Raw genomic sequence first — 16,086 nt, forward strand, 5'->3', positions numbered from 1 at the left:
CGTCCACGGTTTTTGAGGAATTTGCATGATCGAGAAGGCTTTTACCTGGATGGCCAATCGGGTGGCGCATCTGGCCGGCCTGCCGCCGACCTTCGCCATCTGCGTGCTGATCGTGGTTGTGTGGGCGGCAAGTGGCCCGATCTTCGGGTTTTCAGATACCTGGCAACTCGTCATCAACACCGGCACCACCATCGTCACCTTCCTGATGGTGTTCCTGATCCAGAACACTCAGAACCGCGACGGCGCGGCGATCCAGGCCAAGCTCGACGAGCTGATCAGGGTCAGCCGCGCCCACAATCATTTCATCGGCATCGAGCACCTGACGGAATCCGAGGTCGAGGAGATCCGCGCCAAATGCGAGGCGGCGGCGAAGCGGCACGACCGCAAGATCGCCGAAACGGCCGCCAACAAGGCCACGGCCGGAAAGAACGGTACGAGGCATGCGGCCAAGACAACCGGCGCGGCCGCAAAGAAGCCTGCGGCCGGGAAGAACGCCTCCAAGAAGAAGAAAGCCGCTGCTTGAAAGGGCCGTCAGCGGTCCATGAAGGCCGCGAAGGCGTCCTTGTGATCGGGATGCCAACGCGACAGGGCCGGACGGTTCTCGATGATGTCGCCGATCGCCCAGGCCATGCGCTTTTCATCCGTCGGCCGCGCCACCTCGTTGTCGGGGCACAGGATGTAGAAATCGCCGTCGCTGAGGGATGTCAGCATGAAGTCTATCACCTGCTCGCCGGTCCAGGCGCCGGCGGGCTTTTCCGTCGCGCCTTCGGTCAGGCCGGTGTAGGTGAAGCCGGGGATCAGCAGATGCGCCGACACTTTCGCCCCAGGCTCGTTGCGCAGCGCGTGCGCCAGCCCTTCGGTAAACGTCTTCACGCCGGCCTTGGAGACGTTGTAGGCGAGGTTGCCGGGCGGCGTGGTGATGCCCTGCTTGGAGCCGGTGTTGATGATGAGCCCCGGTTTTCCAGCTGCGAGCATGCGTGGCGCGAATGCCTCGGTGCCGTGCACGACGCCCCAGAAGTTGATGTCCAGAAGCCGCTTCCAGGCGTCGCGGTTCTCCCAGGGCTTGCCTGGATTGTTGCCGACGCCGGCATTGTTCATCAGCACCGACACCGCACCGAAGGCGCCGTAAGCGAGGTCCGCCAGCCGGTCGACTTCTTCGGCCTTGGAGACGTCGGTGGGGATTGGCAGCACGGCATCGTCGCCGGCGATCGCCGCGACTGCTTGCCTGGCCTGGTCGAGGCGCACGCCGCCTATGTCGGCGAGCACCGTCTTCATGCCCATCGCCGCGAACCGTTTCGCGGCGGCGAGGCCGATGCCGCTGGCGCCGCCGGTGATGACGGCGACGTTGCCCGAGGCGAAAGCCGGCAGGGCGGTCTGGATTTCGGCGTCGCTGGTCATGGTTTCCATCCTTGTTCGGGTCGCGCCGAACTTAACGCTCGCCGCCGCCGAGGCAAGGCTGGTTCGTCCCGATGGGCGACCGTGACAGTCGCAACGGGTTGACCATCGCTGTGCCTGCCGCGCATGCTGTCCTGAAAAAGGAGCTCGGTATTTGACCGACTGGATCGGAATCCTCAAAGAGCAGACCGCCAATGGCGACGAGATGGGCCGCGAGGTGCCGAAGATGCTCGCCAATCCCGATATCAGCGAGACGCAGGTGAAAACACTGTTCGCGGCGCTGGAGAAGCAGGCGGATTTCGCCGAGAAGCTGCGGCTTGCGCTGGAGAAGTTCGGCCATGACTTCCCGATCATCAAGGCGGCCGAGCGGCTGGAGGAGCGCTATGCCGACCTTGCGGCTTCTGTCGCCGAGAAGCTGAAGGCGATGCGAAAATAGCTTCCTATTTTTCGATCAGCCTCTCGAAGCGCTTGTCGGGCGCAAACCAGATCGCCGCAACAAGCACGTAGATCGCCACGCTGATCCATTGGTTGAGAAAGCTGAGCAGGACGGCGGCGATGTAGAGCGCCAGTGAAATCTTGCCTTTCTCGTCGTGCCCCACGGCCCTGGCGAAGGTCGTCTCGGCGCCGTGCAGATGGCGCAGCTTGATGACCAGGATGTTGTAGGCAACGGCGCAAAGCGCCAGGTCGAAGCCATAGACGGCGACCGGCACCGGGGCGAAGTGATTCTCCCCCATGAACGCGGTGGTCACCGGCATCAGCGACAGCCAGAACAGCAGGTTCATGTTGGCCCACAGCACGCGCCCGTCGACGCGTTGCACGGTGTGGAACATGTTGTGCAGGTTGTTCCAGTAGATGCCGACATTGATGAAGGAGAGCACATAGCAGAAGAAGACCGGCCACAGCGGCAAGAGGGCGGAAAAATCCTCGCCATGCGGCACCTTCAGTTCCAGCACCATGATCGTGATGATGATGGCGACGACGCCATCGGTGAATGCCTCGACCCGTCCCTTGCCCATGATTCTTCCCTCGCTTTGCGTCGACGTTAAGGGAGGATGCCGCGGCTGACCATCCGGCCTGAACTGTCAGGAGGACATTCGCAGGTTGGAACAGCGCCATTATATGGGCGTTGGGCTTACAACCCTCGGAGGTCGCCATGACCAGCTACGCTCAAACCATGACGCGTGACCATGAGCTTGGCGGGAGGGCCGCGAAGGCCGCCGTCGCCGCCATGATCGCCGCGCTTTTTGCCGGAAGCACCGCGCTGACCCCGCTCTACATCATCTACAAGCAGGCCTTCGGCTTCTCGCAGGTCACGCTGACGCTGGTTTACGCCGTCTACGTTGTCGGCAATCTGGGGGCGCTGCTGTTCCTCGGCCGGGTGTCGGATGTGATCGGCCGCCGTCCCGCCGCGCTCGCCGCGATGGGGGTTGCCGTGGTCAGCGCGCTATTTTTCCTCTCTGCCGAAAACCTCGCCTGGCTCGACGTCGCCCGCATTCTGAGCGGGCTCGGCATCGGCGTCGGCGCGGGTGCGGGCACCGCCTGGCTGGCCGAGCTGATCGAAGGCAAGGACAAGTCGCGCGCCGCTATCATCACCACCAGCACCAACTTCATCGGTCTCGGCGTCGGCGCGCTCATGGCGGGGCTGCTCGCCCAATATGCGCCCTGGCCCCTCAGGCTGACATTTGCCGGCTATCTCGTCCTGCTTGCGTTGGTGACCGTGCTGATCTGGCGCACGCGGGAAACGGTCTCCAGTCCGGGGCGGCTCTCGGACGTCTCGCTGCGGCCACGGCTTTCGGTGCCCGACAATATCCGCGCGCAATTCGTGGCGCCGGCGGTGACCGGCTTTGGCGCCATGGCGCTTGTGGGCTTTTATGCGGCGCTGGCGCCGAGCATTCTCGCGCAGCAACTGCACGTGACCAATCATGCCGAAGCCGGCGGGCTATTCTTCGAATTGTCGATTGCGGCGGCCATCACCATCGTGGCCACCGCCCGGCTTGCTAGCCGCTCCACCATGCTCGCGGCGCTCGTCCTGATGATCCCGGCCGTGGCGCTGGTCGTCGCGGCGCAAATCTACGCCTCGATGGCGCTCATGATCGCGGCGACCGCGGTCTGCGGCGCGGCGGCGGCGCTCGGCTATCGCGGCGGCCTGCAAGTGGTGAATCAGATCGCGCCGGCCGACCGTCGCGCCGAGGTGGTCTCGGCCTTCTTCATCTGCTGCTTCTGCGGCAACGCGCTGCCGGTGATCGGCATCGGCGTGCTGTCGAGCCTGGCCAACGCCACCGTGGCAAGCCTGGCCTTTGCCGGCATGATCATCGTCTTCTCGTTGGTGGCGCTCGGTTTCGGCGTCAAATACGCGCGCTAGAGCGCTTCACCGTTTCATGGAAACGGCAAACCGCTCCATCTCCTTGTTTTTACGCAATTCCGGACGGAAAACCGCCCACACTTTTCCTGGAATTGCTCCAAATCTCAGCTGGCCGGTGTATCAGGCGCAAGATTGGCGCGCTGGCGCGGCACGCCGAGGCCGGTGTCTGGCGGCTCGCCGGCCGCCGGGCGGCCCTCGATCATATGCGTGGTGCGCCAGCGCCCGAGACGATAATAGGCGGCGGCGAGCACTAGCGAAGCGATCGAGCCGGCCGGAAAGCTCCACCACAGCGCTTCCTGGCCGAGGACGCTGCGCATCGAATAGGCAAAGCCGGTGCGAATGAACAACACCGAGATGATCAGGATGATCAGCGGCGGCATGACGGCGCCGGTGGCGCGCACCGTGGCGAAGAGCACGATCGTGATGCCGAACAGGATGAACGACCAGGACGCCACCCTGTTGATATGAGCGGCAATGTCGATCGCGGCGCTGTCATTGCTGAGGAAGAGGCTGAGCACCGGGCGGTCGAAGACGAAGAGCAGCGCCACCAGCGCACCGGTCAGCACCAGGTTGAAGCCGACGCCCGAGGCGGCGACCTTGCCGATGCGGTCCCAGCGGCCGGCGCCGACATTCTGCGCCGCCATCGAGGAGACGGCGGCTCCGATGGCCAGCGCCGGCATCTGGATATAAGTCCAGAGCTGCGCCGCGATGCCGTAAGCGGCGGCGACCTGCGAGCCGTAGGAGTTGACGATGCCCATCACGGTGAGCGCCGCGGCCGAGATGACGATCATCTGCAGGCCCATCGGGATGCCCTTGAAGACGACGATGCGCAGCAGCGCCGGGTCGGGCCGCAGCAGAGCGAGGTCGGCGCCTGCCAGCCGCAGCGGGTGCTTGCGAACATAAAGCACGATCAGGATGGCGATGACGCTCACCGTCTGACCTATGAGCGTCGAGGTCGCCGAGCCGGCGATGCCGAGCTCGGGGAAGGGGCCGACGCCGCGGATCAGCGGCGGATTGAGCACGACGTCAAGAACGACCGCCAGCGCCATGAAGACGAACGGGGTTCGCGAGTCGCCGGCGCCGCGCAGCACGGTCATGACGAAGGACAGGAGGTTCATCATCGGCACCGCGACGAAGATGATACGCAGGTAGCTGCGCGCCAGCGGCAAGGCGTCCGACGGCGTGCCGAGCCCGGTCAGGATGGCGTCGACCCAGATCCAGCCGCAGACGGCGAACACGACCGAGACCAGGAAGAAGAAGGTGGCGCTGGTGCCGACGATACGCTTCGCCTCGGGCAGATCGCGGGCGCCGACCGACTGCGCCACCAGGATGGTCGCCGCCATGCCGATGCCGAACACCGTGCCGAGGATCAGGAACAGCACCAGATTGGCGTTCGAGGTCGCCGTCAGCGCAGCCTCGCCGAGGAAGCGGCCGACCCAGACCGCGTTGATCGAGCCGTTGAGCGACTGCAGCACGTTGGAACCCAGCACCGGCAGCGCGAACAGCAGCAGCGTGCGCGGGATCGGCCCGCTGGTCAGGTCGTGGGTCCGCCTTCGAGTGGGCTTGTCGTCATCCATGGCAGCACCGAAAATGAATCAGGCCCGCGATGCTATCGCAGGCCTGATGCTCATGCATCCGTTCCGCGCTCAGCCGTATGCCCGCTCTGCATACGGCTGAAGCAGAACTAGTTCGCGGCGAGGCTGTTCCCAGACAGTCCAGGCAGGGTGACCTGGTAGACCAGGAAGGTGGTGTCGACATCGGCGCCGTCCTCGGCCTTGTAGGGCGCGCCGACCTGGAAGCCGTCCTGGGTGAGAAAGTCGTTGTCGTTGGCGACGAACAGGAAATAGTCGTCGGGAAGCTTCGGATCGAGGACGGGCGCCAGCGACATCGCCTCCCACTTCTCGGACAGGTTGTTCCTGTCGTTCGGCGCGCCATTGTGCAGGCCGAAGCGGCCGAGCTGGCCCGTGTCGTTGATGTCGATGAAGGAGGTCAGCTTGGCCGGTGTCACCGACGGGTCGAGCACGCCTTTCGGCGCCACCGGCTTGTCGGCGGCATTGAAGGGACCGTTGGCGATGTCGGTCGCGGCGGAGAGGTCGACGATCTCGATCTTGCGATAGACCGATTCTTCGCCCTTCAGGCCCTGGCCGTTGCCCGAGTCGCGCGCCAGCATCAGGAAGCTTTTGTCGGACAGCGCGACGATCTCGCTCTGCGCGGCGACCTTGGTCTTGCCCTTGGCGTCCTTGAACACCGGCAGCGGCACGACATATTCATGCGCCAGCTTGAGGTGAGCGAGATCGGAAGCGTCATAGACCAGGGCGCGGGTGTTCTGGCGCGTCGAGCCGGAATCGCCGCCGTCCTGGCGGGTCGCCGACTGCAGCACCGCGATCAGGAACTTGCCGTCGGGCGTCATCGACATGCCTTCAAGGCCCTGGTTGTTCTGGCGCCCGGTCTCGGGATCCTTCGGATCGGGCTCGGCGGCACCCGGGCCGGGATTGTCGGAAGCGAAATTCGGCTTGCCGTGGCGCATCGGCACCAGGGCCGCGGGCGGCTGCGTCGCCGACATCAGGCGGCCCTCGGCCGAGAAGCGGTAGATGTTGGGGCCGTATTCGTCGGAGATGAACATGGTACCGTCGGGCAGGCGCACGATCGCTTCGTCGTCCAGCGAAAGCTTGCCGTTGTCGGCCTGAGGCAGGATCGGCATGTCGCCAGCGGCGGGGCGCACGCCGTTCAGCGGGTCGAGACCGGTCGCATCGGCGCCCTTGTCGTCGGTCAAGAGCATGGTGTCGGCGAGCGTCGCCTTGACGCCTGACTGTTCTTGCCCGCCGGCGGGCGCGGCACCTGGAGCGGTCGGGGTCAGCTCGATCGCGATGGTGTTGAGGCGCGGGCGGTAATCGGTGGTGCCGACGACATTATAGCCGCGATCCGGCAGCAGCCAGAGCGAGCCCTTGTAGCCCGCGCCGTCGCGCAACCAGCCCTTGGTGTCGATCGCCATGCCGGAACCCGAACCGAACGTCTCGCCGAACTTGTCCTTCTGGCTGGCCGGAATGCGGCCGACGCCGACGAGGCCTTTGTTGACATAGGCGACGCCGTCGGCGAGCGCCGGGGTGAGGGCGGTGAACAGGGCAAGTGCCGCGCCGAGCGCGACGGTTCGGTTGAGATGTTTCATGGAAATCCCCTTCGTGACGAGCAGAGCGGCCATTGGCTCAAAAGGGCGCGGCGCCGACGATGCAACCAGCCCTTGCCGCCGAGCGGTCTAGGACGTGAACGTGATGGTTGCGTGACAGGTGGCGCTTCTTCCTTCTCCCCTTGTGGGAGAAGGTGGATCGGCGCGATAGCGCCGAGACGGATGAGGGGTGTTCCAGCAGAGTGAGGCGCTGGCGTTCCCTGGAACACCCCTGATCCGTCGCCTTCGGCGACACCTTCTCCCACAAGGGGAGAAGGGAAAGCGCTAACGCCTCAATCGCTCTCTCTGGCGACTAGCTCCAGCGGCCAGACCTCTCGGATGATGCGTGCGCCTTCGGGACCGGCGAAGGCGGGGAGGGAGGCGAGCAGCATCTCGGCCAGCCGGCGGCCCATCGGCTCCAGCGACGGACGGAAGGCGGTCAGCGTTGGCGAGAAGTAGCGGCAAAGCGGCGTGTCGACGATGACGATCACCGCGATGTCCTGGCCGGGCCTGATGCCCATCTCGGCCAGTGCCTTGCAGCCGCCGAGCGCCATGGCGTCATTGTTGAAGATGATGGCTGTCGGACGGTCCTTGGAGAGCATCACGCGCGGCGTCACCTGATAGCCGCCGGTCTCGTTGATGAAGCCGTCGGCGATCAGGCCGGGGTCGACCTCGATGCCGTGCCGCTGCAGCGCCTTGCGGTATCCGTCGAGGAACAGGTAGCCGAAGTTGAGATCGAGCGAAGGGCGGATGGCGGCAATGCGGCGGTGGCCCCGCGCGACCAGCCGGTCGACGGCTTCCTCACCCGCCCTCTCGAAATCAATATCGAGCGAAGGATAGCTGTCGCCGCCGGATTGACTTCGGCCAAGCGTGGCGAAGGGAAAGCCGGCCTTGCTGAGATAGTCGATCCGGTCGTCTTCCCGCCGTGTATTGGCCAACACGACCGCGTCGGCCCGGCGCGTCTCAACCACGCGGCGCAGCCTCTCCGGCTGATATTGGCCGGGCTCGCCCATAACGACCATCAGATCGAGGTCGCTTTCGGCGAGCCGCGCCTGCAGACCGGTCAGGAACGGGATGAAGAACGGCTCGCCATATTGCTGGTCGCCGGGATGCGGTTGCAGCATGAAGGCGATCGAATGGGTGGCGCCTTTCCTGAGACTCCGGCCGGACTGGTTGGGCGAATAGTTCAGCGTCCTGGCCGCCTCCAGCACGCGCTGGCGCGTCTCCGCGTTGACATCGGCGCGGCCGTTCAGCGCGCGGGACACGGTGCCGATCGAAATGTTCAGGTGACGCGCGAGATCGTGGATGCTGGACGCCAAGGCCGGTTCTCCCCCTGTCTTCGCTAGCACCGGCCGCCCTTCAGGCCAAGCAGCGGGTGTCGATTTTCGCGAGCAGGTGATTGACATTCTATGCCATCGGGTGTGTTCTCGTAAACGTTTACGGGAAAACGTTTACGGTGATGCCGGAAATGCCGTGACACTCGGACTGGAGGGGCCGAGCGGAGGAGGAGCGCTGGATGATGAAGGTCGTCCTGGTCGGGTGCGGAGCCATGAGCAGGCAGTGGCTCGATGCCGCAAGGCAGATCGACGGGCTCGCCATTGCCGGCCTTGTCGACCTCGATGCCGAGCGGGCGCGAACGAGGGCGCGCGAATATGATCTCAGCAACGCCGTCATCGGCACCAGCGTCGACGCCGTCCTCGACGAGACGAAACCCGACGCCGTGTTCGATGTCGTGGTTCCCGCGGCACGCCGCGAGGTCGCGCTTTCTGCCTTTGCCCATCATTGCCACCTGCTGACCGAAAAGCCGCTGGCCGACAGCCCAGAGAATGCGCGGGCCATTATCGCGGCGGCGCGGCAGGCCGGGCGCGTCCATGCGGTCGTGCAGAACCGGCGCTATGTCGCCAATGTCAGGCGGATCAGGCGCTTCCTCGATTCCGGCGCCATCGGCAGGCCGACCAGCATCCATGCCGATTTCTTCATCGCGCCGCATTTCGGCGGCTTTCGCGAGGAGATGGACCATGTGCTGCTGCTCGACATGGCGATCCACACTTTCGACGCCGCGCGCTACATGGTCGCTGGCGAGCCGGCCAGCGTTTATTGCCAGGAATGGGAGCCGGCCAGTTCGTGGTACCGGCAGGGCTCGTCGGCCAGCGCCGTCTTCGACCTCGGCGGCGGCAAGGTCTTCACCTATGCCGGCTCCTGGTGCGCCGACGGTTTCCGCACCAGCTGGGAAGGCAGCTGGCGCATCGTCGCCGAGCGCGGCAGCCTGCTGTGGGACGGCCATGACGGGCTGAAGGCGGAGGTGGTCGCGTCGGGCCGCGACGGTATCATCGACAAGACGCATTCAATCGAGGTGCCGGCGCTCGACCCCGCCGATCGGGTGGGCGGACATCTCGGCATCATCCAGGATTTCATGCGCGCGATCGAAACCGGCAGCGAGCCGGAAACCCGCGGCGTCGACAACATCAAAAGCCTCGCCATGGTCTTCGGCGCGATCGAAAGCGCGGAGACCGGACGGCGTGTGGCGATCGCGACCCAGGAAGGATGACGATGCCGAACCCGCTTCTCGATATCAGGATCGGCACCATGGTGCGGGCCAATCTCGACGATCCGGCCGCCTATGTCAGGGACATCCTGCCGCTTGGCTTCGAGAGCATTCAGCCCTTCTTCTGGCAGACGCTGGGCGGCAAGGACCTAAAGCGCCTCGCTGGCGAAATTCGCGAAGCGATCGGTGATGCGGACGTCACCGTGTCGTCGCTCGGCGTTTTCGGCAATCCGCTCGAAAGCGGCGAGGTTGATCGCGGCGTGCTCGCCGCCTGGGAGACGGTGATCGACAACGCGCATCTGTTCGGCGCTTCGATGGTCTGCGGCTTCACCGGCCGCATCCGCGGCAAGAAGCTGACCGACAGCCTGCCGCGCTTCCGCGAGGTGTGGGGGCCGCTGGCCAGGCGCGCCGCCGACAAGGGCGTGCGCATCGCCTTCGAGAACTGCGCCATGGATGGCAATTGGGCGAGCGGCGACTGGAACATCGCCCACAACCCGGACGCCTGGGAGCTGATGTTCAACGAGTTGCCCAACGACAATCTCGGCCTCGAATGGGAGCCCTGCCATCAGCTCGTCTACCTGATCGACCCGATCCCGCAGATCCGCAAATGGGCGCCGCGCATCTTCCATGTCCATGGCAAGGACGCGACGGTGCGCTGGGACGTCATCCGCGAGCATGGCGTGTTCGGCCGCCTGCCTTTCGTGCAGATGCGCACGCCGGGCTTCGGCGACAGCGACTGGACGCGGGTGATCAGCGAATTGCGGCTGGCCGGCTACAAGGGCGCCATCGACATCGAGGGCTGGCACGACCCGGTCTATCGCGGCGACCTCGAGATCACCGGCCAGGTCCGGGCGCTGGAATATCTCAAGCAATGCCGGGGAGGGAACAGCTACCTGCCCAATCCGGTTTGAGTGCCGGCCGGCGGGAGGAGCCGGCCGATCCAAATCATTGTCGAAACCCTCCGCTTGCGAGGGACCAAAAGGGAGGAACGTGCATGAGCATCACGACCAGAAGAACTGTTCTGCGCTCGACCGTTGTGGCGGCGGCCACGGCGCTCTGCGCCTCGATTTCCACCTTGCCGGCAAAGGCGCTTGACGCCCAATGGTGCAAGGACGTGCACATCCGCTTCTTCGTCGGCGGCGCCGAGGGCGACGCCTTCGGCACCATCGTCTACAATGGCGCCAAGCAGGCGGCGGCCGATCTCGGGCCGAAGGTCGACTACATCTTTTCCGGCTGGGACGTCGAAAAGATGGTGCAGCAATTGCGCGAGGCGGTCGCCGTCAAGCCGCAGGGCATCGCCATGATGGGCCATCCGGGCGACGCTGCGATCATGCCGCTGGCCGAACAGGCGCATAAGGACGGCATCAAGATGATGTACCAGAACGTTCCGGTACCGACCGTGGTGGCGGCGTTCGGCGGCGGTTATGTCGGCGCGCAGCAGGAGCAGCAGGGGCGCGCGCTCGGCGCCGAGGCGTTCAAGCTGGCCGGGCTGAAGGCCGGCGACAAGGCGATCATGATCGGACCGTTCGAGAATGAGAGCCGCGGCGCGCGCGAGCGTGGGACGGTCGCCGCGCTCAAGGAGGCCGGCGTCGATGTCGTTCAGATCAATTCACAAACCGAATGGGCAGCCGATCCCAATCTCGCGATCCCGCCTATCACTGCGGCGCTGCTCAACAATCCCGGTGTCAAGGCGGTCGGCTATCCCGGCGGGCAGATGCTCGGCAATGTCGCCACCTACATGCAGGCGGCGGGCAGGAAGCCCGGCGACATCTTCAATTTCGGCTTCGACACCAGCCCGCAGATCGTCGAGGCCTTCAAGGGCGGCTGGGTGCAGCTGACGGCCGACCAGCAGCCGTTCATGCAAGGCTATCTGCCGATCCTCAGCCTGTGCCAGCAGGTGGTGCTCGGTCTTGCGCCCATGAATGTCGACACCGGCGCCGGCTTCGTCACGCCGCAGAACTACGAGATCGTCTCAGAGCTCGCCAAGCAGGCGTTGCGCTGACCTCCCAGGCCGCCGGCCGGACCCAACCCGGCCGGCGGGACCGCCTGCGGACGAGGCAGGCATAACAGACAATTCAAGCGAGGATCGCATGAGCGAACGCATCATCGAACTGCGCGACATCAAGAAATCCTACGGCCAGGTCTATGCGCTGGGCGGCGTCAACCTCAGCGTCGATCGCGGCGAAGTGGTCGGCCTGATCGGCGACAACGGCGCCGGCAAGTCGACGCTGATCAAGATCCTGTCCGGCGTGGTCAGGCCGACCAGCGGCGAAATCCTGGTGCGTGGCAAACCGGTCAGCGGATGGAGCGCGGCACGTTCGCGCGACGCCGGCATCGAGACCGTGTTCCAGGACCGGGCTCTGGCCGTGCAGCAGACCATCGTGCGCAACATCTTCATGGGCCGCGAGCTCACCGGCTTCATGGGATGGCTGAAGGTCAACAAGGAGGTCGCGGAGGCGAGCCGGCTGATGCGCGAGATCGGCTTCACCTCGAAAGTGTTCACGCCGCAGTCGATCGTCGGCCAGCTTTCGGGCGGCGAGCGGCAGGGCGTGGCGATCGCTCGCGCCATCTACAAGCAGGCCGAACTGATCATCCTCGACGAGCCGACGACGGCGCTGTCGCTGACCGAGACGGCAAAGGTCTTCCATTTCGTGCGCCAGGTGCGGGCGAGCGGCCGCTCGATCCTGTTCATCGGCCACAACATCCACCACGTCTTCGACATCGCCGACCGTTTCGTCGTGCTCGACCGCGGCAAGGTGGCGCTGACGGCCGATCGCAGCGAGGTGAAGTCGGCCGACGACCTGATCAACTTCATGGAAGACGTAGCGCATCCCGGTGGCCTGCCGGGACTGCACGAGGCCGGCGAAGCGGAGCAGAGAGCGCAATGAGCAAGGCGATGGAACCCGATCTGCAAACGCCTCTCAGGAGAACAAGCGGCCAGGCTGCCAAGGAGTGGGGCCATCCGTCGAACCACTGGCTGCGCGGCTTCGTCCTCGACAACCGCGCTTCGCTCGGCACGCTCGCGGTGTTCATCGTCATGATGGCGGTGTTCATGATCGCCAACCCGACCGTCTTCACCACCTGGTATCTCTACAGCTCGGTGCTGACGACGCTGCCGGTCGCGCTGTTCGTGGTCGTGCCGCTGGTCTTCGTCGTCACCTGTGGCGAGATCGACCTGTCGTTCCCGGCGACGATGGGCTTCGCCTCCTGGGTCTTCGCGCTGGTGGTGCAGGCCGGCTACGATCCATTCCTCGGCATTGCCGCGGCTCTGGTCACCGGCACGCTGCTCGGCTTCCTCGTCGGCTCGCTGGTCGTCTATGGCGGGCTGTCGTCGCTGATCGCCACGCTCGGCATGAACTTCCTGCTGCGCGGCCTGATCCAGATCATCAACGAGGGCAAGTCGACCGCGCTGACCAATCTGGCCGACAGCGCGGCCTACAAGATCTTCTCCAGCCAGATATGGGGCATCCCGGTGCAGATCTTCTGGGCCATCGCCTTCGTCGTGTTCTCGGCGCTGCTCTTCAACCGGCACCGCTTCGGCGCGCAGGTCAAGGTGGTCGGCGACAACCCGGATAGCGCCAAGCAGATGGGCATCGACGTCAAGCTCGTGCGGGTGAAGGTGTTCGTCTTCACCGGCATAGGCGCCGCGATCGCCGGCACCTTCTCGGTGATGATCAACTTCACCTGGTGGCCAACGGCGGGCGACGGCTATCTCTTGCCCGTGCTGGCCTCGGTGTTCGTCGGCGGCACGCCGACCTGGGGCGGCATCGGCACGGTCGTCGGCGGAGCGATCGGCGCGGTCACGGTGTCGTTCATCCAGACAGGCGTGGTGGCGGCGGGCCTCAGCGGCTTCTATGTGCAGTTCTTCAACGGGCTGATCATCATCCTGTCGCTGCTCGGCCATAAATGGAATCAGGCGAGGTACAGGTGAGGAGGCCGATTACACCGGCGCGACAAACCCGTCCAGCACGCGCTTTTGCCCCGCCTTGTCGAAGTCGATGGTGAGCTTGTTGCCTTCGATCGCCGCGATGTTGCCGTTGCCGAATTTCTGGTGAAATACCCGGTCGCCGACATTGAAGGCGGATGGCGTGTCGGCGACGGATTTGGCGACCAGCTCGCCCTCGATAGTACGGCCCTTCACACTAGTCCGGCCGGCGCCGTAGCCGCTATCCGTCTCGCCATAGCCGATGCGCTCGACCTGATGGCCGGAGCGGGTGCCCCAGTTGCGGTCGGTCGCTTCGGTGCGGTTGGCCTGGGCGCGCTGCCAGCCGGGCGTGGCATAGGTGTTGGAGAAGCTGCCCTGGTCTTTCGCCCCGACATTGTCGAAGCGCGAGGCGCCGTAAGGATTCTGCCGGCCGCCACCGCGTCCCGATGCAAAAGCGCCGCCGCCATAGGGATTGCCGTAGCCGCCGTAGCTATTGCCGCCTTCGGCGATGTCGATATGGGTTTCCGGCAGCTCGTCGACGAAGCGCGACGGGATGGTCGATTGCCACAGCCCGTGGATCTGACGGTTGGAGACGAACCAGATGTGCAGGTTCTTCTTCGCCCGCGTCAGGCCGACATAGGCAAGCCGGCGTTCCTCCTCCAGGCCGGAGCGACCGCCTTCGTCCAGCGCGCGCTGGTGGGGGAAGAGGCCCTCCTCCCAGCCGGGCAGGAAAACGGTTTCGAATTCGAGGCCCTTGGCCGAATGCAGCGTCATGATCGAGACGGCATCCTGCTCGGCATTCTGCTCGGCGTCCATGACCAGCGCGACATGCTCGAGGAAGGAGCGGAGCGATTCATACTCCTCCATCGAGCGGATCAGCTCCTTGAGGTTTTCCAACCGCCCCGGCGCGTCCGCGGAACGGTCGTTCTTCCACATGTCGGTGTAGCCGCTCTCTTCCAAAATGGTCTCGGCGAGCTCGGTGTGCGGCTTCGTTTCCAGCGCTTTCTGCCAGCGCTCGAAATTGGCGGCGACCTCGCGGAGCGCGGCGCGCGGCTTCGGCTTCAGCTCGTCGCTTTCGGCAAGCGTCGCGGCCGCCTCCAGCATCGGCACGCGCATGGCGCGCGCGGTGTCGTGGATCTGGCGGATGGTGGCTTCGCCGAGCCCCCTCTTTGGCACGTTGACGATGCGCTCGAAGGCGAGGTCGTCGCCGCTGTTGGCGACGACGCGGAAGAAGGCCAGCGCGTCGCGGATTTCCAGGCGCTCGTAGAAACGCGGGCCTCCGATGACGCGGTAATTCAAGCCCAGCGTGATGAAGCGGTCTTCGAAGGCGCGCATCTGGAAGGACGCACGCACAAGAATCGCCATGTCATTCAGATTGTGCTTCTGCCGCTGATAGGCCTCGATGGCGTCGCCGATGGCCCTGGCCTCTTCCTCCGAATCCCAGGCGGCATGGACATGCACCTTGTCGTCCTCGGGGTCGTCGCGGTCGGTGAACAGCGTCTTGCCTAAGCGGCCCTCATTGTGGGCGATGAGGTGGGAGGCAGCACCGAGGATATGCGCGGTGGAGCGATAGTTGCGCTCCAGCCGGATGATGGTGGCGCCCGGGAAATCCTTGTCGAAGCGCAGGATGTTGTCGACCTCGGCGCCGCGCCAGCCATAGATCGACTGGTCGTCGTCGCCAACGCAGCAAATATTCACGCTCACGGGCTGTTCCGCGCCTGCCGGCGCGGGCCCTCCGCGGGGGCCTCGCAACGGCTCGGACGCCCGGTCGGGCTTGCGGCCTTCGGCCGAGTCGGAACTCGCAGAGCGCCCGGCATTGGGCCGCTGCGCCAGCAGGCGCAGCCACATGTATTGCGCGGTGTTGGTGTCCTGGTACTCGTCGACCAGTATGTATTTGAACTTGCGGTGATAGTCCTTCAGCACGTCCGGATAGGCGCGGAAGATGCGGATCGGGTGATAGAGCAGGTCGCCGAAGTCGCAGGAGTTCAGCGTCTGCAGGCGTTCCTGATAGGCCTTGTAGAGTTGGCGGCCCTTGCCGTTGCCGAAGCTGCGCGCATCGCCTTCCGCAATCTCGTCGGGGCCGAGGCCCTTGTTCTTCCAGTTGTCGAGCATCTGGGCGAAGGTCTTGGCAGGCCAGCGCTTGTCGTCCAGCCCTTCGGCCTGGATCAACTGCTTGATCAGCCGCACCACGTCGTCGGTGTCGAGGATGGTGAAATCGGATTTCAGCCCGGCAAGCTCGGCATGGCGCCGCAACAGCTTCACGCCGATCGAGTGGAAGGTGCCGAGCCAGGGCATGCCCTCGACATTGCCTTCGCCGATCAGGTGGCCGATGCGCTGCTTCATCTCGCGCGCGGCCTTGTTGGTGAAGGTGACGGCCAGGATCTGCGACGGGAAGGCCCTGCCGGTGGCAAGAATGTGGGCGATGCGGGTGGTGAGCACGCGCGTCTTGCCGGTGCCGGCGCCGGCAAGCACCAGGACCGGGCCTTCGGTCGTCTCGACGGCGAGCCGCTGCTCCGGGTTCAGGCCCTTCAGATAATCGGGCGCGCTGTTCTGGCCGCTGCGCGCCGCCATGGCGCGCGCGGCTATGCCGGACGGGGCCGCAGCCGGCCGCGCATTCGGTTCATCGAAAAAAGGCATGTCTTCGGAAAAGCCCGACATCGCCCCCGAATGTAGTGATTCGGGAGCGAAAGACCAGA

13 protein-coding genes and 1 pseudogene are annotated in these 16,086 nt (G+C 65.1%); 8 read left to right on the plus strand and 6 right to left on the minus strand.

Annotated elements, in window-relative coordinates:
• The first annotated feature begins 25 nt into the window (after positions 1-25).
• Complete coding sequence (locus EJ069_RS03580; RefSeq protein WP_189476151.1) at positions 26-523, plus strand: low affinity iron permease family protein; 498 nt, start codon at positions 26-28, stop codon at positions 521-523.
• A gap of 8 nt (positions 524-531) precedes the next feature.
• Here EJ069_RS03580 and EJ069_RS03585 read toward each other — a convergent pair whose 3' ends face one another.
• On the minus strand, positions 532-1,398 hold the full coding sequence (locus tag EJ069_RS03585; protein ID WP_126060115.1) for an SDR family NAD(P)-dependent oxidoreductase: 867 nt from the start codon (positions 1,396-1,398) through the stop codon (positions 532-534).
• Between the two features lie 151 nt (positions 1,399-1,549).
• On the opposite strand from EJ069_RS03585, the gene EJ069_RS03590 reads away from it, so the two are divergent.
• Positions 1,550-1,831 carry a hypothetical protein gene (locus tag EJ069_RS03590; RefSeq protein WP_126060116.1) on the plus strand — a complete coding sequence of 94 codons (282 nt, stop codon included), beginning with the start codon at positions 1,550-1,552 and terminating at the stop codon, positions 1,829-1,831.
• 4 nt (positions 1,832-1,835) lie between these two features.
• On the opposite strand, the gene EJ069_RS03595 is transcribed toward EJ069_RS03590, so the two are convergent.
• The gene (locus EJ069_RS03595; protein WP_126060117.1) at positions 1,836-2,411 is read right to left on the minus strand and encodes a TMEM175 family protein; all 576 of its coding nucleotides are present in this window, start codon (positions 2,409-2,411) and stop codon (positions 1,836-1,838) included.
• An 86-nt stretch (positions 2,412-2,497) separates the two neighbouring features.
• Between EJ069_RS03595 and EJ069_RS03600 the strand changes: the two are divergent.
• A pseudogene (locus EJ069_RS03600) lies at positions 2,498-3,757 on the plus strand (MFS transporter); the annotation flags it as partial.
• Between the two features lie 104 nt (positions 3,758-3,861).
• On the opposite strand, the gene EJ069_RS03605 reads toward EJ069_RS03600, so the two are convergent.
• The 3 genes from EJ069_RS03605 to EJ069_RS03615 all read right to left on the minus strand — a co-directional run bounded on the left by EJ069_RS03605 (position 3,862) and on the right by EJ069_RS03615 (position 8,239).
• Positions 3,862-5,334 carry an MATE family efflux transporter gene (locus tag EJ069_RS03605; RefSeq protein WP_126060119.1) on the minus strand — a complete coding sequence of 491 codons (1,473 nt, stop codon included), beginning with the start codon at positions 5,332-5,334 and terminating at the stop codon, positions 3,862-3,864.
• Positions 5,335-5,441: 107 nt separating this feature from the next.
• Positions 5,442-6,923 (minus strand): esterase-like activity of phytase family protein, encoded by a 1,482-nt coding sequence (locus tag EJ069_RS03610; RefSeq protein WP_126060120.1) that lies wholly within the window; start codon positions 6,921-6,923, stop codon positions 5,442-5,444.
• A 290-nt stretch (positions 6,924-7,213) separates the two neighbouring features.
• Positions 7,214-8,239 (minus strand): LacI family DNA-binding transcriptional regulator, encoded by a 1,026-nt coding sequence (locus tag EJ069_RS03615; protein WP_126060121.1) that lies wholly within the window; start codon positions 8,237-8,239, stop codon positions 7,214-7,216.
• Positions 8,240-8,436: 197 nt separating this feature from the next.
• Here EJ069_RS03615 and EJ069_RS03620 point away from each other — a divergent pair, with 197 nt between their 5' ends.
• The 5 genes from EJ069_RS03620 to EJ069_RS03640 all read left to right on the plus strand — a co-directional run bounded on the left by EJ069_RS03620 (position 8,437) and on the right by EJ069_RS03640 (position 13,396).
• Positions 8,437-9,468 (plus strand): Gfo/Idh/MocA family oxidoreductase, encoded by a 1,032-nt coding sequence (locus EJ069_RS03620; RefSeq protein ID WP_126060122.1) that lies wholly within the window; start codon positions 8,437-8,439, stop codon positions 9,466-9,468.
• 2 nt (positions 9,469-9,470) lie between these two features.
• Positions 9,471-10,376 (plus strand): sugar phosphate isomerase/epimerase, encoded by a 906-nt coding sequence (locus EJ069_RS03625; protein ID WP_189476155.1) that lies wholly within the window; start codon positions 9,471-9,473, stop codon positions 10,374-10,376.
• Positions 10,377-10,459: 83 nt separating this feature from the next.
• Positions 10,460-11,467, plus strand: coding sequence for a substrate-binding domain-containing protein (locus EJ069_RS03630; protein WP_126060124.1), 1,008 nt, complete (start codon positions 10,460-10,462; stop codon positions 11,465-11,467).
• 88 nt (positions 11,468-11,555) lie between these two features.
• Entirely contained in the window at positions 11,556-12,353 is a 798-nt protein-coding gene (locus tag EJ069_RS03635) for an ATP-binding cassette domain-containing protein (RefSeq protein ID WP_126060125.1), read from the plus strand.
• Entirely contained in the window at positions 12,350-13,396 is a 1,047-nt protein-coding gene (locus tag EJ069_RS03640) for an ABC transporter permease (RefSeq protein WP_126060126.1), read from the plus strand. Before EJ069_RS03635 ends, EJ069_RS03640 begins: the two co-directional genes overlap by 4 nt.
• A 9-nt stretch (positions 13,397-13,405) precedes the next feature.
• On the opposite strand, the gene EJ069_RS03645 is transcribed toward EJ069_RS03640, so the two are convergent.
• The gene (locus tag EJ069_RS03645; RefSeq protein ID WP_126060127.1) at positions 13,406-16,048 is read right to left on the minus strand and encodes a UvrD-helicase domain-containing protein; all 2,643 of its coding nucleotides are present in this window, start codon (positions 16,046-16,048) and stop codon (positions 13,406-13,408) included.
• Between the last annotated feature and the right edge of the window lie 38 nt (positions 16,049-16,086).

Source organism: Mesorhizobium sp. M2A.F.Ca.ET.043.05.1.1, from assembly GCF_003952445.1.
In the GTDB taxonomy this organism is placed as follows: domain Bacteria; phylum Pseudomonadota; class Alphaproteobacteria; order Rhizobiales; family Rhizobiaceae; genus Mesorhizobium.

Bases quoted from the DNA above. Each gene is read 5' to 3' on its own strand.
- EJ069_RS03580 (WP_189476151.1), top strand. From the start codon at position 26: ATGATCGAGAAGGCTTTTACCTGGATGGCCAATCGGGTGGCGCATCTG.
- EJ069_RS03585 (WP_126060115.1), bottom strand. From the start codon at position 1,398: ATGACCAGCGACGCCGAAATCCAGACCGCCCTGCCGGCTTTCGCCTCG.
- EJ069_RS03595 (WP_126060117.1), bottom strand. From the start codon at position 2,411: ATGGGCAAGGGACGGGTCGAGGCATTCACCGATGGCGTCGTCGCCATC.
- EJ069_RS03605 (WP_126060119.1), bottom strand. From the start codon at position 5,334: ATGGATGACGACAAGCCCACTCGAAGGCGGACCCACGACCTGACCAGC.
- EJ069_RS03610 (WP_126060120.1), bottom strand. From the start codon at position 6,923: ATGAAACATCTCAACCGAACCGTCGCGCTCGGCGCGGCACTTGCCCTG.
- EJ069_RS03620 (WP_126060122.1), top strand. From the start codon at position 8,437: ATGATGAAGGTCGTCCTGGTCGGGTGCGGAGCCATGAGCAGGCAGTGG.
- EJ069_RS03625 (WP_189476155.1), top strand. From the start codon at position 9,471: ATGCCGAACCCGCTTCTCGATATCAGGATCGGCACCATGGTGCGGGCC.
- EJ069_RS03630 (WP_126060124.1), top strand. From the start codon at position 10,460: ATGAGCATCACGACCAGAAGAACTGTTCTGCGCTCGACCGTTGTGGCG.
- EJ069_RS03635 (WP_126060125.1), top strand. From the start codon at position 11,556: ATGAGCGAACGCATCATCGAACTGCGCGACATCAAGAAATCCTACGGC.
- EJ069_RS03640 (WP_126060126.1), top strand. From the start codon at position 12,350: ATGAGCAAGGCGATGGAACCCGATCTGCAAACGCCTCTCAGGAGAACA.
- EJ069_RS03645 (WP_126060127.1), bottom strand. From the start codon at position 16,048: ATGTCGGGCTTTTCCGAAGACATGCCTTTTTTCGATGAACCGAATGCG.